The 25,756-nt window shown below is 44.0% G+C and carries 22 protein-coding genes; 10 read left to right on the top strand and 12 right to left on the bottom strand.

The window, feature by feature from the left end; translation table 11 throughout:
* Nucleotides 1–98: 98 nt before the first annotated feature.
* From JWG44_RS10330 to JWG44_RS10315, 4 genes are all read right to left on the bottom strand, one after another.
* A complete protein-coding gene (locus JWG44_RS10330; protein WP_205274876.1) occupies nt 99–905 on the bottom strand; it encodes an SDR family NAD(P)-dependent oxidoreductase in 807 nt (268 codons plus the stop codon).
* A gap of 12 nt (nt 906–917) precedes the next feature.
* On the bottom strand, nt 918–2,015 hold the full coding sequence (locus JWG44_RS10325) for an MBL fold metallo-hydrolase (RefSeq protein ID WP_205274875.1): 1,098 nt from the start codon (nt 2,013–2,015) through the stop codon (nt 918–920).
* A 55-nt stretch (nt 2,016–2,070) separates the two neighbouring features.
* Nucleotides 2,071–2,439, bottom strand: coding sequence for a hypothetical protein (locus tag JWG44_RS10320; RefSeq protein WP_205274874.1), 369 nt, complete (start codon nt 2,437–2,439; stop codon nt 2,071–2,073).
* 127 nt (nt 2,440–2,566) lie between these two features.
* Nucleotides 2,567–4,744 (bottom strand): adenylate/guanylate cyclase domain-containing protein, encoded by a 2,178-nt coding sequence (locus JWG44_RS10315; protein ID WP_205274950.1) that lies wholly within the window; start codon nt 4,742–4,744, stop codon nt 2,567–2,569.
* A gap of 205 nt (nt 4,745–4,949) precedes the next feature.
* Between JWG44_RS10315 and JWG44_RS10310 the strand changes: the two genes are divergently transcribed.
* The 3 genes from JWG44_RS10310 to JWG44_RS10300 all read left to right on the top strand — a co-directional run bounded on the left by JWG44_RS10310 (nt 4,950) and on the right by JWG44_RS10300 (nt 7,847).
* Nucleotides 4,950–5,429, top strand: coding sequence for a peroxiredoxin (locus JWG44_RS10310; protein ID WP_205274873.1), 480 nt, complete (start codon nt 4,950–4,952; stop codon nt 5,427–5,429).
* The gene (locus JWG44_RS10305) at nt 5,430–7,151 is read left to right on the top strand and encodes a M61 family metallopeptidase (RefSeq protein ID WP_205274872.1); all 1,722 of its coding nucleotides are present in this window, start codon (nt 5,430–5,432) and stop codon (nt 7,149–7,151) included.
* Nucleotides 7,152–7,310: 159 nt separating this feature from the next.
* A complete protein-coding gene (locus tag JWG44_RS10300) occupies nt 7,311–7,847 on the top strand; it encodes a DUF1564 domain-containing protein (protein WP_205274871.1) in 537 nt (178 codons plus the stop codon).
* Between the two features lie 85 nt (nt 7,848–7,932).
* Here the strand turns inward: JWG44_RS10300 and JWG44_RS10295 are convergent, their stop codons facing one another.
* A complete protein-coding gene (locus JWG44_RS10295; RefSeq protein ID WP_205274870.1) occupies nt 7,933–8,688 on the bottom strand; it encodes an SDR family NAD(P)-dependent oxidoreductase in 756 nt (251 codons plus the stop codon).
* Nucleotides 8,689–8,766: 78 nt separating this feature from the next.
* Between JWG44_RS10295 and argB the strand changes: the two genes are divergently transcribed.
* Both argB and JWG44_RS10285 read left to right on the top strand, forming a co-directional pair.
* Nucleotides 8,767–9,639: an acetylglutamate kinase gene (gene argB, locus JWG44_RS10290; RefSeq protein WP_205274869.1), complete on the top strand. Its 873-nt coding sequence runs from the start codon at nt 8,767–8,769 to the stop codon at nt 9,637–9,639.
* Between the two features lie 282 nt (nt 9,640–9,921).
* Nucleotides 9,922–11,670 (top strand): SpoIIE family protein phosphatase, encoded by a 1,749-nt coding sequence (locus JWG44_RS10285; RefSeq protein WP_205274868.1) that lies wholly within the window; start codon nt 9,922–9,924, stop codon nt 11,668–11,670.
* A gap of 519 nt (nt 11,671–12,189) precedes the next feature.
* On the opposite strand, the gene JWG44_RS10280 is transcribed toward JWG44_RS10285, so the two are convergent.
* The gene (locus JWG44_RS10280; protein ID WP_205274867.1) at nt 12,190–13,485 is read right to left on the bottom strand and encodes an ATP-dependent 6-phosphofructokinase; all 1,296 of its coding nucleotides are present in this window, start codon (nt 13,483–13,485) and stop codon (nt 12,190–12,192) included.
* Between the two features lie 109 nt (nt 13,486–13,594).
* Between JWG44_RS10280 and JWG44_RS10275 the strand changes: the two genes are divergently transcribed.
* A complete protein-coding gene (locus tag JWG44_RS10275; protein WP_205274866.1) occupies nt 13,595–14,539 on the top strand; it encodes an LIC_20087 family outer membrane protein in 945 nt (314 codons plus the stop codon).
* A gap of 437 nt (nt 14,540–14,976) precedes the next feature.
* Here the strand turns inward: JWG44_RS10275 and JWG44_RS10270 are convergent, their stop codons facing one another.
* From JWG44_RS10270 to JWG44_RS10245, 6 genes are read right to left on the bottom strand one after another with little or no spacing between them, the layout of a single operon-like run.
* Nucleotides 14,977–15,306 carry a hypothetical protein gene (locus JWG44_RS10270; protein ID WP_205274865.1) on the bottom strand — a complete coding sequence of 110 codons (330 nt, stop codon included), beginning with the start codon at nt 15,304–15,306 and terminating at the stop codon, nt 14,977–14,979.
* Nucleotides 15,307–15,351: 45 nt separating this feature from the next.
* Nucleotides 15,352–19,092 carry a methionine synthase gene (gene metH, locus JWG44_RS10265; RefSeq protein ID WP_205274864.1) on the bottom strand — a complete coding sequence of 1,247 codons (3,741 nt, stop codon included), beginning with the start codon at nt 19,090–19,092 and terminating at the stop codon, nt 15,352–15,354.
* 43 nt (nt 19,093–19,135) lie between these two features.
* On the bottom strand, nt 19,136–19,435 hold the full coding sequence (locus tag JWG44_RS10260) for an indolepyruvate ferredoxin oxidoreductase subunit alpha (RefSeq protein ID WP_205274863.1): 300 nt from the start codon (nt 19,433–19,435) through the stop codon (nt 19,136–19,138).
* 59 nt (nt 19,436–19,494) lie between these two features.
* Nucleotides 19,495–20,805 carry an adenosylhomocysteinase gene (gene ahcY / locus JWG44_RS10255; protein ID WP_205274862.1) on the bottom strand — a complete coding sequence of 437 codons (1,311 nt, stop codon included), beginning with the start codon at nt 20,803–20,805 and terminating at the stop codon, nt 19,495–19,497.
* Between the two features lies 1 nt (nt 20,806).
* Nucleotides 20,807–21,784: an ArsR/SmtB family transcription factor gene (locus tag JWG44_RS10250; RefSeq protein ID WP_205274861.1), complete on the bottom strand. Its 978-nt coding sequence runs from the start codon at nt 21,782–21,784 to the stop codon at nt 20,807–20,809.
* A gap of 42 nt (nt 21,785–21,826) precedes the next feature.
* Nucleotides 21,827–22,291: a DUF1564 family protein gene (locus tag JWG44_RS10245; protein WP_205274860.1), complete on the bottom strand. Its 465-nt coding sequence runs from the start codon at nt 22,289–22,291 to the stop codon at nt 21,827–21,829.
* Nucleotides 22,292–22,505: 214 nt separating this feature from the next.
* Between JWG44_RS10245 and JWG44_RS10240 the strand changes: the two genes are divergently transcribed.
* From JWG44_RS10240 to JWG44_RS10225, 4 genes are all read left to right on the top strand, one after another.
* Nucleotides 22,506–23,090, top strand: a complete 585-nt coding sequence (locus JWG44_RS10240) for a TetR/AcrR family transcriptional regulator (RefSeq protein WP_205274859.1) — start codon at nt 22,506–22,508, stop codon at nt 23,088–23,090.
* Nucleotides 23,087–23,518, top strand: coding sequence for an acyl-CoA thioesterase (locus JWG44_RS10235; protein ID WP_205274858.1), 432 nt, complete (start codon nt 23,087–23,089; stop codon nt 23,516–23,518). The genes JWG44_RS10240 and JWG44_RS10235 overlap by 4 nt, the downstream gene beginning before the upstream one ends.
* A gap of 558 nt (nt 23,519–24,076) precedes the next feature.
* The gene (locus tag JWG44_RS10230) at nt 24,077–25,069 is read left to right on the top strand and encodes an LEA type 2 family protein (RefSeq protein WP_205274857.1); all 993 of its coding nucleotides are present in this window, start codon (nt 24,077–24,079) and stop codon (nt 25,067–25,069) included.
* 163 nt (nt 25,070–25,232) lie between these two features.
* Nucleotides 25,233–25,748, top strand: coding sequence for an LB099 family protein (locus JWG44_RS10225; RefSeq protein WP_205274856.1), 516 nt, complete (start codon nt 25,233–25,235; stop codon nt 25,746–25,748).
* The last annotated feature ends 8 nt before the right edge of the window (nt 25,749–25,756 follow it).

The following is a 25,756-nucleotide window of genomic DNA, read 5'->3' as shown; positions in this document are numbered from 1 at the left end:
ATGTGTTTTGCGAATCATTCGGAGAAACGTGCGATTCGTTTGGAACGGCCGGTGAGGAATCGGTTTTGCGATTCCAAAAAGAAATTCTTAAATTTCCCTTATCCTTTTTTGTAAGCTGATTGTTTTTTTAGACCTTTTTTTCTAAGAATCGGGCCGAGGAAACCGCTCATGGCCGGAAAGAGGTTTGCGATTTTTGCAAGAATTCCTCTGCTTCCCGGAATCATTACTTCCAGAGGTTTTTTGGATAAAACCCGTCCGAGGATGATCTGAGAAACCTCTTCCGCAGTCAAAACCTTGTCCCCGGAAAAGGTCATGGACGCTTGTTCAAAATCTTTCTGAAGATCCAACATCGGAGTTTTGATCGCATCGGGGCAAACGACGGTTACAAAAACATTCTTCTCTTTGAGTTCTTGGGCTACGGCTAAGGAGAAACCTCTTACGGCAAATTTCGAAGTAGAATAAAGAGCGATCCCCGTAATCGGAGCCACTCCCGCGAGAGAAGCAATATTGACGATATGACCGGCTTTGGCCGCAACCATTCTTACCGCCGCTTCTCTGGTTCCATACATCACACCTTTTGCGTTGATATCCATATGACGATCGATCTCTTTCGCGGGAACCTCGTAGATATAACCGGGAAGAAGGTAACCCGCGACGTTTAAGAGCGCGTCGATTTTTCCCCATTTTTTATACGCGAGATCCATCACCTTCTTCCAATCCGTCGGCGATGTGACGTCTAACTTAGAAACGAGGACTCTTTCTTTTTCATTCTTCCATTGGGTCGAGAATTTTTTGAGTTCTTTCTCGTTGATATCCGTAATGAGAATCGAATGTCCTGCGGAAAACGCGTCTTCCGCGATTTTTTTTCCGAGTCCGCCCGCACAACCTGTGATGAATAGAATCATATTCTTTTTTCCTTATGTTACGGGGGAACCGAAGGACAATTGTCCGAAACTAAACGTCGGAGACGTTCCCGGAAAAAGCCAATAACTCGTCATTTCGGAAGAAGGCATCACGTTGTAGAAATCGGGATTCCGCAAAGAAACTCCCGCCATTTCCTTTTCTTGAACCATGGAAATATACTGATCGAGTCCGATTTCAAGCGTATTCCCGTTTAAGATCACTTCCATCCCCGTTGACTTAGCGTATTTTTTCACTCCCGGAATCCGAGATTTTAAAGGAGAATAACTGTCCGCACTGACTCCGTTTTCGCTGGAAACAAAAATCCCTTCGGGTGTGTGAGCCACGAGAGAATGGTTCCCGTAGGTATGGCCCGGAGTGCGAATAAGAGCGACTCCTTGTCCGAGTTCCACGTCTCCGTCTAACACGACGATACGATCACTCGCAACTCCACCCGTTCCGTTCGGGCAATACCAATCGGATTGAGGTGGAAGAAGTCCTTGAACGGAGTCCCATTCTTCCCGCATCACCAAAAGTTTTGCGTTCTGGAAATATCCCTTTTCTCCGTTCGCGCCCAACCACTTACGGATGTCCTGGGTATGAAGGTGATCGTAGGAAATATAATCCACTTTTTCGGGAGAAATTCCCGCGTCTTGAAGACATTCTTCCACGGTGTTTAAGATCGGAGCGATGATCTTTTTTCCGATGGATTGAAACGGTCCGAAACTTTCTGCGAGTCTTTTGAAAAAAGGAGTTTCCGCGTTTCCGTCGAGATCCGATGGGGAAAACAAAAGAGTTTTGATTCCTTCTCCGGTTCGATACTGAATGATAAACAATCGATTCAGAATGTGCATATACGGAGTCGGAAGGCTGTAGGCGTTCAAGAGCGCATAACGCGTTGGATAAGGCACTCGAACCAAGTCGTAAGATCTGTAAAAGACGACTTGCGAACCGGAAAGCATCTTTTCGCGAAATTTACGCGCGCGTTTACGAACGTCTTCGAGTCTGTCCACGGGAAAAGGAAGGGTTCTCGAACCGACGAAGTCTTGTATCGGTTTGATAGAAGAATCCTTTTTTGGTTTTGACTTGGGAACGGTTTTGGATGCTTTTGCCATCTCTTTTGTTTCCTCGATACCGGTGTATCTTAATTCTTCAAATTTTGAAAATCGTTCAGAACGGTTTATAGAGAACGACGTAGGATACGAGAAGTCCTAATAATGGAAATCCAAACCAGAAAACCTTCGCCAAAGAAGGCTTTTTATAAACGGTCGTGAGAAGTCCGCCAAATGCGAGCCAGATCGCGAATTTTGCGATCACCCAACCCGGCCAAGGCCAGAGAATTCCGAGTCTTGCTAACATTCCGAAGCCGCCGAGTAAAATCAGAAAGAGTCCGATTCCGTGGGTGATTCCTACGAATTTACGATTGGAGAATTCTTTGTTTCCTCCGTTCAAAACGTGCATCGTAACTCCTCCCAATGCGGTAAAAAGAAGAAGAATTCCGAAGATATGGATCATTTTATAGACGGTGTAGGGTATCATTTGTACCAGGTTTCCTTTGCAATCTGTAAATTATCAGAAACCAATGTTCTAGGAAGAATGGGCTTTGGCAACGATTGTTTGGCCGAGATGGAATTTCCGACTCGAAAACAATCCAAAGACCTAAGGATTATTTTTCAAGAAGGTGTTGAACGCCGATCCAGTTTCCGATCGGCGGGATCGCGATGTATTCCTGACAACGTTTCCGATAGAGAATCGAAACGATATCTTCGGGATATACTTTGAGAGCTTGTTCGAAATTGATCAGGGCTTCTTGAAAGTCTGCCACTTTGTAAAGAATGATTCCCCTCGTGATCAGAGGTAAGGTCGTGTCCTTGAGTTTACGGATATGAGGAGCGTCGGCTTCGTAGACTTCATAGATGATGATGGGATCGGTTTTGCCTTTGACGACGACCGAATCGATTTCACGGATCGCGAGTCCGTCGGCGATCGTCATCGAAGAAAGTGTGTTCTTCGTTATGAGAATGTCCGCCCGATAGAGATTGGTCAAACTTTCCAGACGAGAGGCGACGTTGACCGTATCTCCGATGACGGTAGTATCGAGTCTGGAACGGCTTCCCACCGTTCCTAACATAAGATTTCCTGTATTGATCCCGATTCCGATTTTGAGTCCTTTAAAGTGAGAAGAATCTTTTGCTTCCGCGTTGATCGCCTGAACTCTTTTTTTCATTTCGATCGCCGCGAGAATCGCCTTATCAGCCGAGGTTTTTCCATGAAGACTTGCGTTGATCGCTTCCCCTTCTCCGGAAAAGAGCGCTAGGATTCCGTCTCCCAAAAACTTATCCACAAAACCTTCGTGTCTTTGAACGACCGGCTCCATACTCGCGAGATAGTCGTTGATAAACTTAAAGTTTTCTTCGGGTGTCATCTGCTCGGAGATCGTAGTAAAAGAACGAATGTCCGTAAAAAGAACGCTCATCTCTTTGAGAACGGAATCTCCTAGGTTGACTTCGACCGCTGAATCTTTGCCAAGAACGTTTAAGAATTGAACCGGAACAAAACGGAAGAATGCGTTTTTCTGTCTTGCGAGTTCGAGTTTTTGCTGGCTGAGTTCGATGTTGAGATCTTCGGATTGACGATACAAAGAGATAAATCGGTTGGCAAGAATTGTTGTAAGAGCTACTACAAAAAGAAAATATGCAAAGTGAGTGAATCGAAACCCCGATTGAAAAAACATGGAATCGATCACGTCGTAGACGGCGATAAAAACCACGGTAAAGATGCTCGCCGCCATGACGGTTGCGTCCTTTTTACGGAGATAGACGGCTTTCCCCATAAAATAGAGAAGATAAACGAGAGTCGGAAGAATTGAGAATTGCCAGATTCTCAAGCTCGTCATCGTGTAACGGAAAGGTTCCAAAAGAGTAAGAATGGCGATTCCAAGATTGAAGATAAAAAAACCGAAAAGAATTCGCGAAAACTTCGCTCTCCCGTAGAAGTAATCCTGCATAAACAATAAGAACAAAGGAGCGAGAAGCGTCACGGAAGCATATTCAATTCTCGTAATTAAGGTCGTATCGTGAATCACTTCGAAAGCGTATGTGGAACGAGAAAGAGAATACACGGCCATAAAGACGCTAAAAAAACCGAAGTAGAGCGTATAACGGTCTTCTCTTCTTTTTACATAGATAAGAAGGTGATACAAACCGAAGAAAATATAAATCGTATTGAGACAGAGATTGACAAGAGCCGAAATGTCGCCGGAAAGTTTTTGTTCCGTCGTGATGGAATAATCTCCGTCGATATAAAAACCCAGATCCAAATTTTTAGAAAGAGCCGTAGCCGGAGAATCTCCGATTAGATGAAACGTGAGGATGTTTTCCCCTTTTTGGAGGAGACTGGAATCGATGGGCAAACGAAAATTTCGAATCGTTCTTCGAACTAACATTTCTTTTTGGGAAGGATTCAGATGAATTTCTTTGCTAAGAGAATATCCGTTCAGATAAATTTCCCAGTTTTCGCCGATCGATTCCAAATAAAGAAAGATCGGTTTGTAGATTTTGGTTTGTTGAAGATCTCCTTCCAAGGAAAAACGAGTCTGCAGAGTGTATTCTTTTAAACTTTCTCCAATCGGGACTTCAAAAATTTCGTTCATAACGATCGGAAACGAAGTGATCTTTTTTACGTTTCCGGAAGAAGAATCGAGTCCTTCTAAATTCTTCTTCTGAAAACCTTCTGCGGCAAACCAGGTTCCGATTCGGAGATCGATTGGTTTCCAGTTTTCTTGCGTTTGAGAAAAGATAAATGTCGGGAGGAATACAAGGAGAGAGAATAGGATCGTTTTCAAAGTTGTTTTTTCCATTTGGAGAAATCGTCGTTTCTCGGCGAAGTATAGGATTAGAAGTTTAGATTGTTGAATTTTCAACATTTTTATTCCGGATTCGTTTCAAATCTTAACTTCCATTTTGAAAAGCGGTTGCAAGTCCTCCGATCCTCATATTATTTCACGTATCCGGGTTTCCGGAGTGATAAAATTCGATGAGGAAATTTGAATGTCAGATCCAACTTTAGGAACGTCTCTTCCCGCAATCAGTTTGGAAAGTACCGAAGGAAAGAGTGTGAAACTGCCCGAGGACATCGCCGGTTCTTGGACCCTACTCTATTTTTATCCAAAAGACGATACTCCGGGTTGTACAAAACAAGCCTGCAGTTATAGAGATAATATCGGAGAATTTAAAAAGATCGGCGCGAAAGTCTACGGTGTGAGTTTGGACGATCTCGGATCGCATGAGAATTTTATTCAAAAGTATTCTCTAAACTTTCCTTTATTATCCGATCCGAATCATTCTCTGAGCGAAGCGCTGGGAGTTTACGGTGATCAAGAATGGAAAGGAAGGGTTTTCAAAGGACTTTCTCGGGATTCTTTTTTGATTTCTCCGGAAGGGAAAATACAAAAGGTTTGGAGAAAAGTTGACCCGACGACCACGGTGGAAGAAACTCTCCAGGAGATTTCCAAAGCAAGCGGTAAATGATTGTCTAAACTTCGCTTTTCTGTTCAAGAATACCAACTCACGGGACACTATCTTCAAGTAGAATTGGAGGTAGTTTCCCCCAAAGAAGAAACCGTTCTTTCTCTTCCCGTTTGGTCTCCCGGATCTTATATGGTTCGGGATTATTCCAGACACATTCATAAACTAGAAGCCTTTGTTTCCGGAAAGGACGGGAAGACCCTTGAAGTCGATCAGATAGGGCTGGATTCTTGGAAGGTCGTTTCCAAGGGCGAATCGTTTCGGGTTCGTTATGTGGTCTACGGTTTTGACTATTCGGTCCGTTCCAATTATTTCACCACGGAATTTTGTCTTTTACATCCGCCCGCTTTGTTTCTATATCCGAAGGGTTTTGAAATTTCCGAAATCACATTAGAAATATCGAATTCTCTTCCGTTTGAGTTTTGTCATTCGGGACTTTCAGGGAAGGGAAAAAAACGTTCTGCGGATTCTCTGGATCTATTGATGGATTCTCCGATTTTATTGTCCGGTCGTTCCGCGATATCTTTTGTTTCCGAGGGTTGCGAACACGAAATCGTTCTCGAAGGAGAATTAGCAAAGTCGGTTCAGAAAAATCTGATCCGAGACCTTCAAAAGATCACCGGAGAACAGATTCGTTCTTTGGGAGGGGCGCCTAATGTGCGTTATTTGTTCATTCTCATTCTTTCGGAAGGAGCCTACGGTGGATTAGAACATCTGAATTCTTCCGTAAATATGTACGACCCTCTGAAGGCTCTGAGTAAGGACGGTTATCTCAAACTTTTAGAACTCCTTTCTCACGAGTATTTTCATCTTTGGAACGTAAAACGAATCCGTCCGATCGCGCTTGGTCCGTTCGATTATCAAAAGCCGAATCTGACTCGGGAGCTCTGGATCGCGGAGGGAATCACTTCTTTTTATGACGCTTATTTTTTAGTGAAGACAAAACATTTAAACGCGGAGAATTATCTCGCAAAGGTGATGGAAGATCTCCAGAGTCTGGAAAAATCGGAAGGAGAATCTTGGATGAGTTTGGAAGATTCTTCTTATACCGCTTGGACTAAATTCTACAATCGACCAAACGATCCGAACGCCGCAAACACTGGAATTTCTTATTATATTAAGGGAGGGATTCTCGCGCTAGCGATGGATCTTTTTCTTCTTTCGGAAACCTCCGGTAAAAAATCGCTCTTGGATGTGATGAGAGAGGTCTATCAATTTTTTCATTTGGGGAAGAATCGCGGTTTTACAAAGCCTGAATTTTTTGATGCAGCCAAACGGAGCACGGATGTCGATCTGAAGCTGGAATTTGGCCCTTTTCTGGAAAAGCCGGTCGCAATTCCGATCGAAAGATATTTTCATAAAATCGGTGTTATACGAGTGGATTCAAGTCCGGGTGTTGAACTCGGTTTTGTCGTGAGAGAAGAAAGAGGGAATCTTGTGATCAGTAAGATCGATTGGAAGATTTTGGATCCATCCGTCGATTTGAGTCAGGGCGACGAATGGATTTCTCTGAATGGAAATCGGATTCATTCGGGAAATCGAAAGGATCTTTTGAAGGTGTTTAAGGTCGGTGATAAGATCGAACTTCTGATTGCAAGGAGAGGAAAAATTCTCAAGAGAAAGATGAAACTCTCGGGACGTTTTCAGACAAGTCAGTTCAAGTTTGTAGAACATCCGTCGGAAGAACAAAAAAAACTGAGGGATCAATTTTTCGAGCGAAGTTGAAAAGTTTTTCTTTTTGGATTAGGAATCAAAAACCTTCCTTTTTGGTTATGCATCGAATGTTGTCTGTCGTAACCAATCTCTCAAAAAAAAATCTAAATTCTTAAACTTTTCTCCCGGATCGACTGCGGACTCAACAAAAGGAAGAACCGTAGACGGTGTATGGAAACTCTATCGTTTAGTTCTGAGAGAAAAATTGAGTCGGCATTGATCGAAGGTCCGATGGGCAACGATTCGATCTTAGTTCCTCTAACCTATTGGGATGCGCTCAGTGAAGAAGAAAAAAAGGTTCTCCGGAGAAAACTTCCGTATCTGTTGAGGAGATACACGAAGTATGTGAGTTGTTTGAGGAGATTGCACTGGAGGGCGGGGAAGATTCGGTACAATCGGGGCGTCGGGAAAATGAAGAAGATGAGCATTCGCGTGAATACCGGCGCTTGGGCAGTTTTGGGAGCGTTGGCTGCCGCTCACGGGGTTTCAAGGTGTTTTCTTTTTAATTATATGCTTTGGTTGGATGACGTTGGAGTCGGAGATTCTATCGTAGAAACTATGAACCAAGGAGTTCCTAGGTTTCACGAGATTTACAGAATGATCTGGACCCTAGATTTAGGACAAAACCTCATTTCCAGAGAATTGGAAGTAGAGCCAAACCCGCTTTTCGGAAGGTATACCTTCGAATTTGAAAGAACGCCCACGTAAAAAGAACAAAACTCTCAGACTTTCTCCCAAAGCCTTCCCAAACAAAGAGCGCCGAAAAAAAGACGCAAGACCTAACTTACCCTTTTCAGACCGCGGTGATTCCGCCATCCACGGCCCAGTTCGCACCATTGACATAACCGGAATCCGGACTCAGCAAAAAGAGAATCACTCTCGAGATCTCCGAAGGATCCGCAATTTTTCTCGAAGGGGTCATCTCCAAAATTTTCTTCCTATGATCGTCTACTTGGTCTTCTTGAATCCCCATCTTCGTCTCCATGTAACCCGGACTGATTGCGTTGAAAGTGACTCCGAAAGGACCCCATTCTTCCGCAAGAGAACGAACAAAACCGATTAAGGCGTGTTTGGAAGAAGAATAAGCCACCGAGTTCGCCGAACCTTTGAGGGACAAAGAGGACGCGACAAATAAAAGCCTTCCTAAATTCAAATTTTTGAATATAGGAAGAATCCATTTCGTGATCTGAAACGCCGACCGAATATTCACGGAAAAAATTCGGTCCCATTCTTCCTGACTCACTTCCGTAATCTTGTGATAAGGACCTCCATAACCGGCACAATGAATGAAGCCGTACGGGGTCAGGTTTTCAGATGTAACAACTTTCTTCCAGGTTTCCAAAGAAGAATTGAGTTCTTTATCGCGGGTTAAATCGGTGGGAATAAAAAATTCTCCTTTGAACGGATTCTCCGGATTTTTCAGATCCAAATTTGTCACCGAGTAACCTTCCGAAACGAGCGACTCTACGATCGCCCTCCCCAGGCCTCCGCTTCCGCCGGTAAGAATTACATTTTTTTTATTTTCGGATTCTTTCTTTGTTACAGACACTCTTCTTGAATCTCCATTCTAACATCTATCCCGTATTTCTGGATGACAGAGATCGGCACAAGGAATTCTCTGTTTCTCATGGAAAAACTTTTGGAAAGAGTCAATCATATCCTCGAAGCCCTCCCTTACATCACGAAATATTCGGGCAAGACGGTAGTGATCAAATACGGCGGGGCTGCAATGGCCAAAGCCGATTTGAAAGAATCTTTTGCAAGAGACGTCGTTCTTTTAAAATACGTAGGCATCCATCCCGTGATTGTTCATGGGGGTGGACCGGAAATCAATCGGCTCCTGGAAAGTCTAAAAATTCCAACCGAGTTCGTACATGGACATCGAGTGACAGACGCTCAAACCATGGACGTCGTAGAAATGGTTCTCACTGGAAAGGTGAACAAACAAATCGTTTCTATGATCAATGCACAGGGTGGAAATGCGGTGGGAATTTCCGGAAAAGACGGAAACCTTGCCAAGGCAACAAAAGCCCCGATCGAGATCGAACTCGAAGGTCGGGAAAAACAACTCTTCGACGTGGGTCTTGTGGGAAAGATAGAAACGATCAATCCGGAGATTCTTCTCAATCTTCAAAAAGAAGGGTTCATTCCCGTGATATCGCCCGTGGCGGAATCCGCCACGGGCGATAGTCTCAATATCAACGCGGACACGTTTGCCGGAGAAGTTGCGGGAGCGCTCAAGGCGGAAAAATTGATTCTCCTCACGGATACGGAAGGAATTTTGATCGACGGAAAACTTGCGACCGGACTCAACCGAGGAAAGGTAAAGGATTACATTCGAAAGGGAGAAATTTCCGGAGGAATGATTCCAAAGGTAGAATGTTGTCTCACAGCGATCGATCAAGGAGTGAGGAGAACTCATATTATCGACGGAAGAGTTCCCCATTCTATCCTGATCGAAATATTTACCGATCAAGGGATCGGTTCTTTGATCGAGTGAGAGGTCTTAGTTTGTATTCTTTATTCTCCGGAAAGAATCTTTTGAGAGAGCATCTTTTCCGATAAGATCTTCCTTACTTCACCGCTTCTGAGATCGGAGGCAAAAAGAAAAATTTTAGTTCGCGACGTTTTGAAAGTTCTCCGGCGAATCAAAAAAACATCTTTCGCTGATTTTTTTGCAAATTCAGCTCGTTTGAATTGTTAATGAAACTCCTTGACAGGGAAATCTTTCTTGTGTTCAATGATTCAATTCTTCTTTTAGAATGGTCCGTTAACCCCCTTTATGAGTGAAAGGCAACTATCCTTATCCCTAATCTCCGATATTACGGCGAGAATCAACTCGACCGACGACCTGGAAGAACTCCTCGGCATCATCATAGAAACCACAAAGGACGTCCTCAATTCGGAAGGATGTTCTCTTCTTCTTTACGATCGGGATGAAGACTGTCTTGTCTTCAACGTCGCAAAAGGAACAAAGGGAGAATCTCTGGCTACTCTGAAGGTTCCGAGAGGAAAAGGAATCGCAGGAATGGTTCTGGAAAATCTGGAACCGGTGATCGTAAACGACGCGGCGAACGATCCAAGAATTTATAGAAACATAGACGAGACGGTAGGATTCGTAACCAACAATCTGATCTGCGTTCCCATGAGCACCCAGGGAGAAATCCAAGGGGTGCTGGAAGCCGTCAACTCGTTGGGAAGAAAAGAATTTACCAATAAGGACATCAAGGTTCTTCAATATCTTTCGGATCTTGCGGCGATCGCGATTCGAAATCGAAGACTCATCGGTGATTTGAAAAGCCGCGCGAATGAATTGGACTGTCTCTTTCAACTCAGCCAAGCGATTTCGAACATCGCGGAAATGGATCAATTCTTAAATCTGACCGTTCATTCGATTTCGGAAGTGATGAGGGCGGAAAGGGTTTCCCTCATCTTTTTCAATTCGAAGAGCGGAAAATACGAACTCAAAAAAAGCATCGGTTTTAGTCTCGAAGAGGAAGAACATTTTATCAACGAGAAAGAAGGGGTGATCAACAAAATTTTGGAAACCGGAGTTCCCATTCTCGTACAAAATACGACGGCTCTTGCGGAAGACTGGGTTCGCCCTGAAAGATATAAGACCAAGTCTTTTATCTCGGTGCCGATTCGACAAGACGGAAAGATCATAGGGATTCTCAACGCCGCGGATAAAATATCGGGGAATAGTTTTGACAACGCCGATCAAAACATTCTGAGCACAATTTCAAATCAGATCGCGGAAGCATACAATTCTCTTCTTTCCAAGGATCAAAAAGAAAAACTCAATTCGATTCGAAGAGATATGCAGATCGCTTCTCAGATTCAGGTGAACTCGTTGCCGAACATTCCTAAAAAAATCCAAGGATTGGAATTGGAGACGAGTTATATCGCATCCAAGGAAATCGGAGGAGACTTTTACGATCTCATCTATCACAACCCCGACGAAGTGAGCGTCCTTATCGCGGACGTTTCGGGAAAAGGAATCGCCGCCGCTCTTTTTATGGAATTCTCAAAGACGATCATTTCGGGGGAAGTATCCAGAAATTCTTCGACTAGCATCAGTTTGATGAGCGCGAATCGAATCATTCAGGAGAAGTCCGGTTATTTTATGTTCGTAACCGTGATGCTCGCTCGGATCAATATGGCCAAAAGAAGAATTCGATTCTCCAGCGCCGGACACAACGAACAACTCCTCTACAAAGCTAAGGATAAAAAAGTGACGAGTCTTTCCGGAAAGGGAATGCCTCTCGGGATCAAAGAATCCGAAATCGACGAACACGAAATCGACTATGCGCCGGGAGATCTTCTCATTCTTTATACCGACGGAGTGAGCGAAGCGATGAACGAGTCGAACGAAATGTACGGACTCGAAAATCTCACAAAACTCATCGAAAGAAACGGTGAGATGCCCTTGGGCGCGCTGAAAGAATTGATCATCGACACTACGGACGCCTTTCGCGGAGACGCGGCGCCTCACGACGACTATACGCTCTTTATGGTTCGTCTTCCTTAAAAGAAAAATCCGCCCGTAGCTTGCCCGCGTCAAATTTTCCAGGACTTCTCTAAAAAAATCCGAAGCGACAAGTTGAAATCTTCGAAAATTTTTCCGGTTTTAAAAGTTTTGCAAAAAATCGATCGGGCGTCTCCTTCCGATGGGAATCGGAAGGACCGCGCTTGGTCCGGGTTCGTCGCAAAGCGACTCATCCCTCGCTCGCTTGATTCTTAAAAGAAAAAGAACATTCTAATATTCGCTCGGGACGCAAAAAGCGCCCTCCCCATCGCTGACGCATTCGTTTTTCTCAAAAGTTTGTTCCAAAACCTCGAAAGACGTAAGAATTTTATAAAATTCTAATCTATCTGTGTGAGTTCCTACAAAATAAATCTCACGGACTTTTTGCGAGATTTCTAATCGTTCTTTTATTCTCCAAAAGAGGTGTGAGTTCCTACGTTTTTAAAGCCCGAAGGTGCGTCGTTTTGTCAAAGTTTGGCGAAATGTGGAAAAGCTTCAAAGTTGTATATCGTATCGAAGAGGTTATTTCGCCAACATGTGCGCCGGTTGTCCCGTGGACGCGAGGAGCGATCTCCAGAGAGTACTACGATCCGGTTGAAGGACTTTTCTTTCTTGGATCGCGACAGAGATCGGAAGATGTGTAAAAACGTTGTTCCACATTCCTACCACCATATCGGTTTTGCCCGCCATGGCGGCGTGTACCGCGTTCTGAGCCAAAAAGCCGCAAAAGACAGAATCTTCCGGGTCTGCGGGAATGGAGCGGATGATATAACTAGGATCGATGTATTTGATGTTAACCGGAATGTTTTCCTTTTTAAAAAATTCGATCATCGTGTCTTTGAGAAAGATCCCGATGTCCTTGAGTTTGAGGTTTCCGGAAGGATCTCTTTCCCCGGTGGTTTCGAAAAAATGTTGTCCCGCTCCTTCGGCTGCGATGATGACGGCGTGACCTCTTTTTTGAATTCTTTTTTTGAGCTCGTCCAAAAAGGCTCCGTTTCCGTGAAGATCAAAGTTGACCTCGGGGATCAGGCAGTAGTTTACGTTTCGTGAAGCGAGCGCCGCGTTTACCGCGATAAAACCGGAATGTCTTCCCATAAGTTTTACAAGGCCTATTCCGTTAGGCGCTCCTTTGGCTTCTACGTGGGCGCATTCCACCGCTTCCATCGCTTTGGAAAACGCGGTAGAAAAACCGAAAGTCTTTTGGACGTAGTTGATATCGTTGTCTATGGTTTTGGGAATTCCTATGACTGAAATTTCCTCGCCTCGTTTGTCGATTTCTTCCTCGATCTCTCTCGCTCCTCGAAGGGTTCCGTCCCCGCCGATACAAAAGAGAACCTTGACTCCGTAGAGGCTGAGATAGTCGACCATATCCACCGGAGATTGATTTCCGCGAGAAGAACCGAGCATGGAACCGCCTTCTTCCACGATATGCGCCACACGTTCCGGTGTGAGTTCGATCGGCTTGTGAGAATATTTTTTGACAAGGCCTTGGTAACCGTAAGGAAAACCGAGAATTCGGGAAACTCCGTAACGATAGTAGAGTTCCATAACGATTCCCCGGATCACGTCGTTGATTCCGGGGCAAAGACCGCCGCACGTTACGATCCCCGCGGTCACCTCCTTCGGACGGAAAAAAATTTTTTCGCGAGGTCCGGCTTGTTCGAAAAAGTCGGGTCCATTTTCAATGTAGGAATTCCAATCTTCGACGGATTGAAAAACGGTTCGGAACAACAATCTGGAAGAATCGCTAGTATAGTATTCATAATCTGCGGGACTTGGTACGGTGCACTCGCCGAAATTTTTTATCTTTGTCTCCATTCTTATCCTCGCGTTGAATTTTAAGGAATTCCGGGAAAAATCATCTCATTTTGCAATTTTATACTGACAGTTCTGTTCTATTTCTATAGTCTTACAAAGAAGAACATCCATGAACGGAAAAAGATCACTCATTCTATCTTTATTTTTGTTCCTTTTTGGGGTTTCCATTTTTTCGGTAGAAGACCCTTCTTTTAGCCCGTTCGAACCCTATCATCTTTCTAGAGACTTTGATCTCAATCGTCAGAAATATCTCCAAGTTGTCGCCATTCCTTACAAGGATCCAATGGAACTCAAATTGGGACCAGACGGAGAATCCTTTCAAGAGACAAAATCTCCGACACCGATTTTTACTACGACTCCGGGTCTTTCGTTTTCCGGAATGTTTCAGCCCTTTTTATTTTCTGTTGTTCCGAGTGGAAATGTAAATTTTCTACCGGTTTCCGAAACCGTTTTTGTAAACGAAGTTCCGAGCCGATCGGGAAAACTTCTTTCCGGCGCCTTCTCCGAAAAAAGAACGCTGGATAGAATTACGGATTCCAGAAACCAGATCCAAGGTTTTGGATCGACGAATTGGAATTCCAATCCGCTTCAAAACGGAAGCAGTTCCGGCGTTATGTTCCTCTACATGAAACGTCATGCGGGTTTGGAAATGGATTTTAACGCGAGAATGATCGGAAACCAAGCGGGTCTTGCGGTTTTAGAATCCGCGAAATCCACGATCGCGTTCAACTACTCGGTTTTTCCCGAAATCGGGGAAAGTTCTAAGATGAATTTTTTTGTTCAATTCTCGAGTGTAAAACGGTTTCAAGATCGAAACGGCGTGTTTTCGCTGAGCGATCAACAGACGAACAACGCGCGCGGTTTGAAATCCTACGAGTATTATCTCAATCCGGGAATTTCCTTTTCTTCCAGAAACTTAAGTTTGGAAGGTATGGTAAGGGTTCCCGTTCCTACGGCGGCTCAACTTCAATCTGGAGAACAGCAACTTTGGATGCAAGAGATCCAAGGTCTGCTCGGAATCAAATATAGCTTCTCTGAGACTTCTCCTAAGTAACCCGTTGATATAACAAAACGCGGAAGTTCACTCGGAGCGATTTGTCCGCTTTGTTTTGTTTGAAGTCCAAGTTTTGTGGTCTTTTAAGCCTGCCCCAAAAGATCATAAAAAAATGTGAAACTCTTTAGAAATTTGGAATCCGGTGTAATAGTTCCTACATTTTATGTCGCCAAGACGTTTTGAAGAGTTCTGGGGTAGTTTCATTTTCGTAGGAGCTTCTACAGTTTTGGAAAAGTTTTTCGGTAAAATGGCTCTTTTGTAAGAGCTCCTCCAAAAAGATCGAATAAGCCTTTCTTTCACCGCTTCGCAACTTTGTTTTCTATTTCCAGAGTATGTTTTGAAAAGAAAGGGATCAGTTTCGAAACGTGTAAGAGCTCCTACAAAGTTAGTACAAAAGAGTCCGCCCTTGAGTAACACAAAAGACGCGTATTGAAGAGCTATTCTAAAAACCCTTGTTTTTTCAGGGAGAATGCGAGGTCCATCTTACTGATCAAATGTTTTGCTCTTCCAAAACGGATCATCGTAGTCGGCTTGGGATTCTCTTTGTAATCAAATATTTCCAAACAGGTTTCGATCACGGGGCAGGAGTTGTCGGTACATCCTATTTCCGTTAGTTTTAAAATTTCGTCCCCTTTAAGATGCAACGGTCCTGCTAACCAAGAAATCAAAGTCGGATGAAACGAAAATTCTTCGTTTGCACTTCGGGTCTCCGAATAGACGGGACCGTGATTGTGCACCGAAGAATGATTAGGGACTGCCGGTTTCATAACTTTCTATTTAGACGAAAGAAAATAGATTCATTCTTTCACTATTTATCTCGCGATCGAAACCGCGAGCGGATCATAAGCGAGATTTGGAGCCAACCATCGTTCCGTTTCTTCGATCGTCATTCCTTTACGCTTTGCGTATTCTTCGATTTGATCTCGGCTGATTTTAGCAACGGCGAAGTATTTAGATGCGGGATGCGCAAAATACAAACCGCTCACCGAACTCGCAGGCCACATCGCAAAGTGTTCCGTAAGAGTGATCCCCGTATTCTTCTCCGCTTGGAGAAGATCGAAAAGAACTCTTTTTTCTGTGTGATCCGGAGACGCGGGATATCCAGCAGCGGGACGGATTCCCCGGTAACGTTCGCGGATCAGATCTTCCGGAGAAAGATTTTCGTCTTTTGCGTAACCCCAGTATTCTTTTCGAACCTTGTAGTGTATGTATTCCGCAAAGGCCTCCGCAAACCGATCGCCTAACGCTTTTGCCATGATGGAATTATAGTCGTCCAGATTCTTCTCAAATTCTTTTGCGAATTCCTCCACGCCGTGTCCTGCGGTTACCGCAAATCCTCCGATGTAATCGATCCTTTCGGATTCTTTCGGAGCCACGAAGTCCGCCAAACAATAGTTAGGCTCCGAAGCGTCTTCTTTTTGAATTTGTTGACGCAAAGTATGAAATACTGTGAGCAATTTGGAACGGGATTCGTCTTCGTAAACTTCGATATCGTCCCCCACGCTGTTCGCAGGGAAAATTCCGATCACACCCTTGGTTTTGAAAATTTTTCCTTCGGTGATCGTTTTCATGAGTTTCTGAGCGTCCGTGAAAAGTTCTCTCGCTTGTTTTCCGGTCGTTTCGCTTTCGAGAATCGCAGGATATCTTCCTTTTAATTCCCAAGCGGTAAAGAATGGGGTCCAGTCGATAAAAGGAATTAGGGTTTCCAAAGAAACTTCCTCGTCAAAAACCTTGATTCCGGTAAACGCCGGTTTGTCGATCGGAGTCGTCGACCAGTCGATAACTTCTTTGTTTTCTCTTGCCTGATCAAGCGAGATGAGTTTTCTCTCCGCTCTTGTATTAAAATAATTTTCTCTCGCCGCGAGTTGGTCTTCTTTAATTTTTTTGGAATACGCTTCATTCAAATCCGGATGAAGAAGTTGATTGACTACGTTTACGACTCTCGAAGCGTCCACGACGTGAACCACAGGATGATCGTATGCAGGAGCGACTTTGACCGCTGTATGCGCCGAACTCGTCGTTGCACCTCCGATTAAAAGGGGAACATCGAAACCGGTCCGTTTCATCTCGGATGCGACGTGAACCATTTCGTCCAAGGAAGGCGTGATCAAACCTGAAAGACCGATGATGCTCGCGTTATGCTTTCTTGCTTCCTCGAGAATTTTGTCGGCGGGAACCATCACTCCTAAGTCGATCACTTCGTAGTTATTACAAGCAAGGACCACACCCACTATATTTTTTCCGATATCGTGTACGTCTCCCTTTACGGTTGCGATTAAAAATTTTGGACGTGAAGAAGTGTCCTGATTGTTTTTCTTTTCCTCTTCCATAAAAGGTAAAAGATATGCCACTGATTTTTTCATCACGCGTGCGCTCTTTACTACCTGAGGAAGAAACATCTTTCCAGCTCCGAAAAGTTCTCCCACGATTTTCATTCCGTCCATGAGAGGGCCTTCGATGACGGTTAACGGACGTCCGTATTTGAGACGCGCCTCTTCCGTATCTTGATCGATGTATTCTACAATACCTTTTACAAGAGCATGAGAAAGTCTTTCTTCGACGGAAGTCCCTTCTCTCCAAGTCTCTTCCTTTTTCTCCGCCTTGTCTCCGGATTTTACGTTTTCGGCGAATTCAACGAGGCGTTCGGTTGCGTCCGGTCTTCTATTTAGGATTACATCTTCAACATATTCTAATAAATCTTTCGGAATTTCCTCATAAACAGCGAGCATTCCCGCGTTTACAATCGCCATGTCCATTCCGGCTTGGATCGCATAATATAAGAATACGGAGTGCATTGCTTCTCTTACGGGGTTGTTTCCTCGGAAAGAAAACGAGACGTTAGACAAACCGCCGGAGACTTTCGCACCCGGGCAGAGTTTTTTGATTTCGCGGATGGCTTCTATGAAGTCCATCGCGTAGTTGTTGTGCTCTTCGATTCCGGTCGCGACCGTGAGGATGTTCGGATCAAAGATGATATCGACCGGATTGAAGTCGGCTTTTGTAACGAGAAGATCGTATGCGCGCTTGCAGATACGAACCTTTTCATCTTTGGTCGCGGCTTGTCCTTGTTCGTCAAAGGCCATTACGATCGCGGCGGCTCCGTATCTCTGAATCTTTCGCGCGTGTTCTAAGAATTTTTCCTCGCCTTCTTTCAAGGAGATCGAGTTGACGATCGACTTTCCTTGGATACATTTCAGTCCTTCTTCCAAAACGGTCCATTTGGAAGAATCGATCATAAAGGGAACCTTGGCGATATCCGGTTCTCCCGCGATGAGATTTAGAAAATGTCTCATCGATGCTTCCCCGTCTAACAAGGCTTCGTCGAAGTTGATATCGATGATGTTTGCTCCCGCTTCCACTTGTTGTAGAGCGACTGAAACCGCTTCTTCAAAATTGCCTTCGATGATGAGTTTTTTGAAACGAGGAGATCCCGTTACGTTGGTTCTTTCTCCGACGAGTAAGAATCCTTTATCCGGAGTTATGTTCAAAGGTTCGAGTCCGGAAAGTCTTGTTACCTCGGTGATCTGAGGAATGGTTCTCGGTTTTTTTCCTTGGACCGCTTTTGCGGCGGCGGCGATGTGTTCCGGCGTTGTTCCACAGCAACCGCCGGCGATATTGAGCCAGCCGGCGCTTGCAAATTCTTGAATATATTTTCCGAATTCTTCCGGAGTTTGGTCGTATCCTCCGAATGCGTTGGGTAGTCCTGCATTCGGATAACAACTAATCATACAGGAAGAAACTCTGGAAAGTTCTTCGATATAAGGTCTCATCTCGTCGGCGCCTAACGCGCAGTTGATTCCTACGGATAACGGTTTTGCGTGAGCGATCGAATTGTAAAACGCCTCTACGGTTTGTCCGGAAAGTGTTCTTCCGGAAGCGTCGGTGATCGTTACGGAAAGACAGACCGGGATTCTTACATTAAGATCTTCGAAGACTTGTTCGATCGCAAAGATGGCGGCTTTCAAATTGAGAGTGTCGATGTTTGTTTCTGGAAGAAGAAGATCGACGCCCGATTCAACAAGCGCGCGCACTTGTTCGTAAAACGTCGCGACTAAATCGTCGAACGTCACCGCCCTAAATGCGGGATTGTTTACGTCCGGTGAAAGAGTCGCGGTCCGAGTCGTGGGTCCGATCGCTCCCGCTAAAAAACAAGGTTGTGTCGGATTCGTTTTTTGAAATTTCTCGATCGCGTTACGCGCGCATGTTACCGCGGCCTTATTCAGATCCGCCACTAAGAATTCGGTTTTGTAGTCGCCTTGGGAAACTTGATTGGAGCTAAAGGTGTTCGTCTCAAGGATGTTTGCACCGGCTTCCAAAAATTTTACGTGAATCGCTTCGATTACGTCCGGTCTTGTCAAACAGAGAAGTTCGTTGTTCCCTTTGAGCGGATGCGGATGATTCTTTAAAACTTCCCCTCTGAAGTCGTCTTCCGTCAAAGGGAATCTTTGGATCATCGTTCCCATCGCTCCATCGATAACGAGGATTTGTTTTTCGAGAAGGGAGATTAGTTCTTTTGCCTTTGGGTTTGTGTAGTTCTGAGCTTTCTGAGTCATGATTCGTTTCTTTTTGTATTCTAAAAAATATAATTACGTTATTCTAATGTTCTAAATTGATACAACCTTGACCCTTGAGAGGGACTTTGACGTCTATGATCGCCGGAGAATGTTTTGATTTCAGGGCATTCTCCGCAATCCAGCTTCGCCAGATCGAAGGTACTTCGTAATCCGGATAGATCGCGTCCACCGGACACTCCGGTCTGCATTTGTTACAATCGATGCAGACAGAAGGTTCAATATAGAGACAATCGGTCCCTTCTCGAAATGCTTCCACCGGACAAACCGCCGCACAGTACGTATATTTGCAGTTTCTGCAAGGTTCCGTGACAACGTAGGCCATCGTTTTTCGAGAGGACTGATCTTCCGGGATCTTCTATATCGATCCCGGAATTTTTTCGATCAGTATCTATAGTTCTCCGGTTTGAAAGGTCCAGTAATCGGAACTCCCAAATAGTCGGCTTGTTTCTGATTCAATTTTGTTAAACGAACTCCCAATTGTTCCAAGTGAAGAGCCGCAACTTTTTCATCCAGATGTTTCGGAAGAGTGTAAACTCCCAATTCATACTTCGTATTGTAGAGTTCGATCTGAGCCAAAACTTGGTTCGTGAAAGAACAAGACATTACGAAAGAAGGGTGACCGGTAGCACAACCTAAGTTTACAAGACGCCCTTCCGCGAGAACGATGATGGATTTACCGTCCGCAAAAGTATATTTGTCTACTTGCGGTTTGATTTCCTTTTTCGTTACGCCTTTTTCTCCGTTCAATCTGGACATTTGGATTTCAGTGTCGAAGTGTCCGATGTTACAGAGGATCGCTCCGTCTTTCATCGCTTTCATGTGTTCGAGTGTGATGATATCGTCGTTTCCTGTCGCAGTTACTACGATGTCCACTTGTTCGATGATGTCTTCCACACGAAGAACTTGATATCCTTCCATAGAAGCTTGAAGCGCGCAGATAGGATCGATTTCGGTTACGATCACTCGCGCTCCGAAGTTACGAAGAGAAGCCGCAGATCCTTTTCCAACGTCGCCAAAACCGCAAACAAGAGCCACTTTTCCGGCGAGCATTACGTCGGTCGCTCTTTTGATTCCGTCCGCGAGAGATTCACGACATCCGTAAAGATTGTCGAACTTGGATTTAGTAACGGAATCGTTTACGTTGAACGCAGGAACTTTCAATTCTCCTTTTTTGAGGAGTTTGTAAAGACTCTTAACGCCTGTGGTTGTTTCTTCGGAAATGCCGCGGATTTCGCTTAACAATTGAGGATATTTTTCGTGAACGTAAGCGGTTAAATCTCCGCCGTCGTCAAGAATCATGTTCGGTCCTTTGTCTCCGAAGAAAATGGTTTGTTCGATACACCACCAGTATTCTTCTTCACTTTCGCCTTTCCATGCAAATACGGGAACTCCCGCTTTTGCAACTGCCGCTGCCGCGTGGTCTTGAGTTGAGAAGATATTGCAAGAAGACCATCTCACTTCGGCTCCGAGTTCGATAAGGGTCTCGATCAGAACTGCAGTTTGAATTGTCATGTGGAGAGAACCTGCGATTCTTGCTCCAGCCAAAGGTTTTTTACCTTTGTATTCTTGTCTTAGAGCCATAAGTCCCGGCATTTCTTTTTCTGCCAGGATGATTTCCTGTCTTCCCCAGTCTGCGAGAGAGAGGTCTTTTACCTTATAGCTTAAGCCTTTTTCCTGTGTAATTGCGGACATTTTAGTCCTCCTTTTTCGTTGCTTGAATGATTAATATTTTGAAAACGTTTCCAGTATCGAATTCTTCATGGGCTCTGACAGTAAAACCGGAGAGTTCCAGCCAGTCCTGAAGAAGAGAATAATCAAAACCCAACCAGAGATCCGAGAAGTTATCTCTCATAAACTCTTGGTTGTGCTTTTTTAAATCCACCAGACAGAAGGTTCCGCCGGGCTTTAGTATTTTATAAATTTCGCGTATAACTCCCGGTGGATTGGAAAGATGGTGAAGCACCATCGAAGCTACCACGGCATCCGCTTGTTTCGTCGCGGAAGAAGCCACATTCTCCAGTGGAGAATGAATCAGAGATACGTGAGAATTTCCTGCGAAGGCGACTTGCGCTTCTTCGACCATCTTCGGGGAAGAATCCACTCCTATGACTTGATCCGATTTTGTTAAGAGATACGGAATCAAACCGCCCGGTCCACATCCAAGGTCATAGATGACGGAAGATGAATTCGGAAGATAGGAAAGAATTTTTTTACGATAGAGGGCCGGATCTAAGACGTCCTTTTGGATCGTTTCCCAATCTTGTGCTACATTATTAAAATAGAATGTGTTTTTCTGATCTCTTCTGGAGAGAATTTCCGAGATCTGAACTTGATCCTCTTCGCGAAACGGGAGGTCTTCTTTATAGGTTAGAAGAAGATCGGTGATTTCCGAGGAGAAGTCGGGAGCCTTTTTTTCTTCCGGAATTCTATAATAAACCCAGGAACCTTCCCGCTCTGGAACTAAAAAACCCGCGTCGGTCAAGATCTTGAGATGTCTGGAAACTCGGGACTGGCCCATTCTCAAGACTTCCGTGATTTCCTGGACATTGAGAGGTGAAAGGGAGAGTATGTGGAGAATTCGGACTCTCGTCTCATCGGAGAGTGCTTTTAGAGCAGAGAGGATCTGTCTCGGGCGATTTCCTGAGTAGACTCTGGTTTCCAAAAGTTCCATTAGGTCAGAGATATCAAGATATCTTGATATCTGCAAGGCTTTTTAGGAAGGAGATGGGAAAATTTGTGAATGGAATCGGTTCTGAGGGAGGAGGATTTTTCTGAGGAGGGTGATTTTTGTAAGAGCTCCTCCGATTTCTTCACGGGGGATTTCCTTTCTACACTCCCATTCTTCCAAAATTGCGAAGAGGAGGCAGCGAGAGACCCCTAAACCGAGGGCGAGAATACCCAACTCGACCCATTCTTTCTCATTTGGGCGAAAATTCATTCTCTTTAACTTTAACCCTTTTCTTTGATAGCTGATTGCAGGAAAACTCTTCCCTAAAAACTTTTTCTTCAATGCAGTTTTTTGGTATTTTTGTAAAAGAAAGCTCAATTCCTGATTCAGTTTGTTTGCTCGAAGTCTCCTCATACGAATGATCTGTTCAGGAATAAGTAAAGTTACCGGTGACCCCTTTTTACGAAGAGTAATTTCTCTTTTAGAGTTAATTGTTTTGTTTGATCCCATACCGAGGACGGTTCTCCCGGAAGGCGGAGCGAGGCGGAGAAATAGCATTTTTTTAGATTTTTTTTCGTTCCTTAGGTTTTTTTGGAAAATTTTGTAAGAGCTCCTACTAAAATACCTCTTTCGCAGTCTGCCCCTTTCTCCTTTTCCGTAGCACCTCCTACAAATTTATCTTTACAAAATAAAGCGACTGGTCATATTAAAATTCAAAACCACGATGAAAATCTCCAAAGAACAAACAGAATCAAAGAGAAAAATAATCCTGGAAACTGGAATTCGACTTCTCCGAAAAAACGGACCGGATGGGCTTGGGATTCAAGAAATCGCAGACGAATCCGGAATCCCCAAAGGCTCTTTTTACAATTACTTCTCTTCCAAAGATCATTTTCTTTTGGAGGCGTTGGAATTTTATACGGAAGCCGCGATTTCTTGGAATGAAGAGGCCTTAGAGGAAGCGGGAAGAGGTCTCTCTTCCGTCTTTTCTTTCTATGAAAAGAAAAGAAGAATGGAGAAAACTCTTCTCTCCGAAGGGCTTTCCTGTCTCATCAATGTTCTTGGACAGCATTCTTCTCCTTCGAGGCCGGAATTAAGAAGAAAACTGAAGTCTTCTCTGGTAAAGATCTCTGAAGGGATCCTCGACTCCCTCCAGATTCCAAAATCCGAGGAGCTCCTACAAAAAATCCAACTCCTAGAATCCTCCTGGAGAGGGGCGATGCTCCTCTCCGGAGCCACAGGAGACGAAATCTATCTCGAGAATTTTCTCTCCCATTACCCAAAAATGATCTTAGGAGATTCAGAATGAAGACGGAAACCCCTACCCCCATCCGAAAAAATCACTCCACTGAGATCACGATCCGTTGGGATGAACTCGATCCCAATCAACACGTAAATAACAAAAACTTTCAGGGTTATCTGGATGAGGCGCGTATGAGGGCTATGCGCGATTGGGGTTTTTCGATGGAGAATCTCCGAGAACAAGGGTTTGGTCCCGTCATTCTCTCCGTTTTTTTGGAATTTAAACGAGAAGTCTCTTATCCGGAAGTGATCCGCATCGAATCGGATCTTTATCTTAGATCTCCCACACGAGCTCTTTTCGAGCAGAAGATCTTTACTCGGAGCCATCAGGTTCTTTCTTGCAAATCGAGCACGGATTGGGTGATCCTCGATCTCAATTCTAAAAGACCTCTAAAATTTTTAGAAGCCCTTGGCCTGCAAAAAGAGATTTCCTGAGAATTTTAGATACAAAATCTGTTTTAGAATTTTCTAAAGTTCCAAAAGCTGCTCTTTTCGTTCCTACTTTTTTGGAATCTTTTTTACGGTTTCTTCTTTTTCCCTTATTTCTTTCTTATATTTTTTCTTTTCGAATGCGATAGCGATTGTAGCGGAAATTCCTTCTTTGGCGCGGAATTTTTAGCTTATCTTTCTTTTGAAAAAGAAATTCCTCTCGTTTCAAAAATCGAATCTCGCCAAAGAGGAATTGGAGCGTAAAGCGCGGTCGCGAGCTTTTTTTAGGAATTTTTTTGCGAGCGAATCGCCCAAAGAACTTTCTAAATTCATTTTTTATGTTTTAGATCCGAGCCTTGGCTCACATTTTTTAAGAATTCTTTTCTTTCTTTTTTCAAAATTTGACCGTAAAAATCCGAATTTCTCCGGCTACGTTAGTTTTCTTGGGAACGTTCTTTTTTTCCGAGTTATTTTCAGTCGAATGGTTTCCTCTTTTCTAAAATCTTTCTTTCCAATCAAATTCGATTCTTCTAAATCAGTATTTACCGATCTGGAGGATTTTTTTTGAAATCTAAATTTGCCCTTCTCCTTCTCCCCTTTTTTTTCTTTTCCCTCTCCAGTTGTGCGCAACTGCAAACGATCAAAAGTAAGATCAAAACCCCTGAAATTTCTTTTGAAAGAGTCGAAATCGCCGAGATCACTCTCGAGGATATCAAACTTCTCATTCAAACCGAAGTGAGCAATCCTTACCCGATTTCTCTCCCTTCTTCCAGCCTCGATCTGGATGTGAAAATCGAAGGGACTCAGTTTAGTAAGGTGAAACTGAGTCTGGAAGCGATTTCGGGCTCTTCTAAAAAACAACTTCCTATCGAAGTAAAACTCAAGTATTCCGATCTCGCGGCCCTCTACAAAAAAGTCCCGGGCAAAAAAGAACTCCTCATCCGTATCGAAGGAGAAGCCGGACTTCTTATTCCTGAAAAATACAAGGTCATCGCCGGTACAGATTCGCTCAAATTCCCGTTTCAAGACGAAAGATTGATACCTGCGGTTCTTCCTAATATCGAGATTCGCAAATTTAAAATCATCAAACCGGACGTTGCAAAGATCACGGAATCGGCTAACAGCGCTGAGATTGCGAAGAAGGCGGTTTCCTTTTTGGACGCGCTTCTTTCTCCTAAGAATAAAAAATCTCCGGGTTCCGCGTTAAACGCCGGTCTCGAAGCTCTCGATATTTCCATCGATACGGAATTTGAATTGGTTCTTAACAACAAAGCGGCTTCCGATTTGAAATTTCAAGATCTCAACTTCGAACTCTTTCTCGAAAACGATAAGTTCCTAACGGGTTCTCCGGTGAATATCGTGAATACCGGAAAAGAATCGATTCTTACGATCAAGACGAGTTTTCCTCTCAAGTCGGTTTCCAACTCGATTGCAAACGCGGTTACGAAAAGAAGTTCTTCCTTTCGTCTTTCGGGTAAGGCCTCAGTTGTATGTCCGGGTGTTTCAACTGATTCGATCGGTTTTGGTTTTTTAAAGGAAGGTAACTTTCGCTGGTAAGTATCCGGTTACATGGATGTATTTCTTTTCTTGCAAATACTTCCGAGATTTTCTTTCGTCTTTCGGAAAAATGTTTTCAAGTTAACGATATTGTGATAAGAATAGTCCCTGAGTTTGGAGAGCACCAACTCTCTAGATTATGATTAAATGAGCGTAAAAAGATATGGAAATCTACGAAAAAGAAAAACGGAAACTACTTTCAGCATCAACACCGGAGCAATACATCGAGTTATCGATTAAGTCAAAGCTTACCGGCCCGAAAAAATCTAGTATCACTTCGGAATGGCTCACGTCCACCGGATATACGATCGATGATATCAAGTATGCGAGGAATCGACATCCCTTCTGGAGAAAGAAGAGGAATCAAGGTTCTTACGAACGCAACAGCAAACGATTAGAACAACACAATTATTACCGAACGGATCAGAAGATTGTTTGGGATAAGGATAAGCTCGCGAAGTTTTTCGACCTCAACGTGAAAGGTATGACCGATCATGAGTTGGCGAGAAGTTTCAAGACTTCTATCCCTGCAGTGAACCACATCCGCCGCAAATTTCGATTTGCAAGCCAACTCCTTGAATTGGACAAACAAAAACCCGCGAAAGCAGGGATTTTGAAACTCTGCGGGCATAGTGAATCGGTCTTAAAGAGATTGATCCGGGAGAAGGAAGGGAAATAAGCTTCTTT

This window comes from Leptospira ainazelensis (assembly GCF_016918785.1).
GTDB lineage: Bacteria > Spirochaetota > Leptospiria > Leptospirales > Leptospiraceae > Leptospira > Leptospira ainazelensis.
This window is presented reverse-complemented; position numbering and strand designations above follow the sequence as displayed.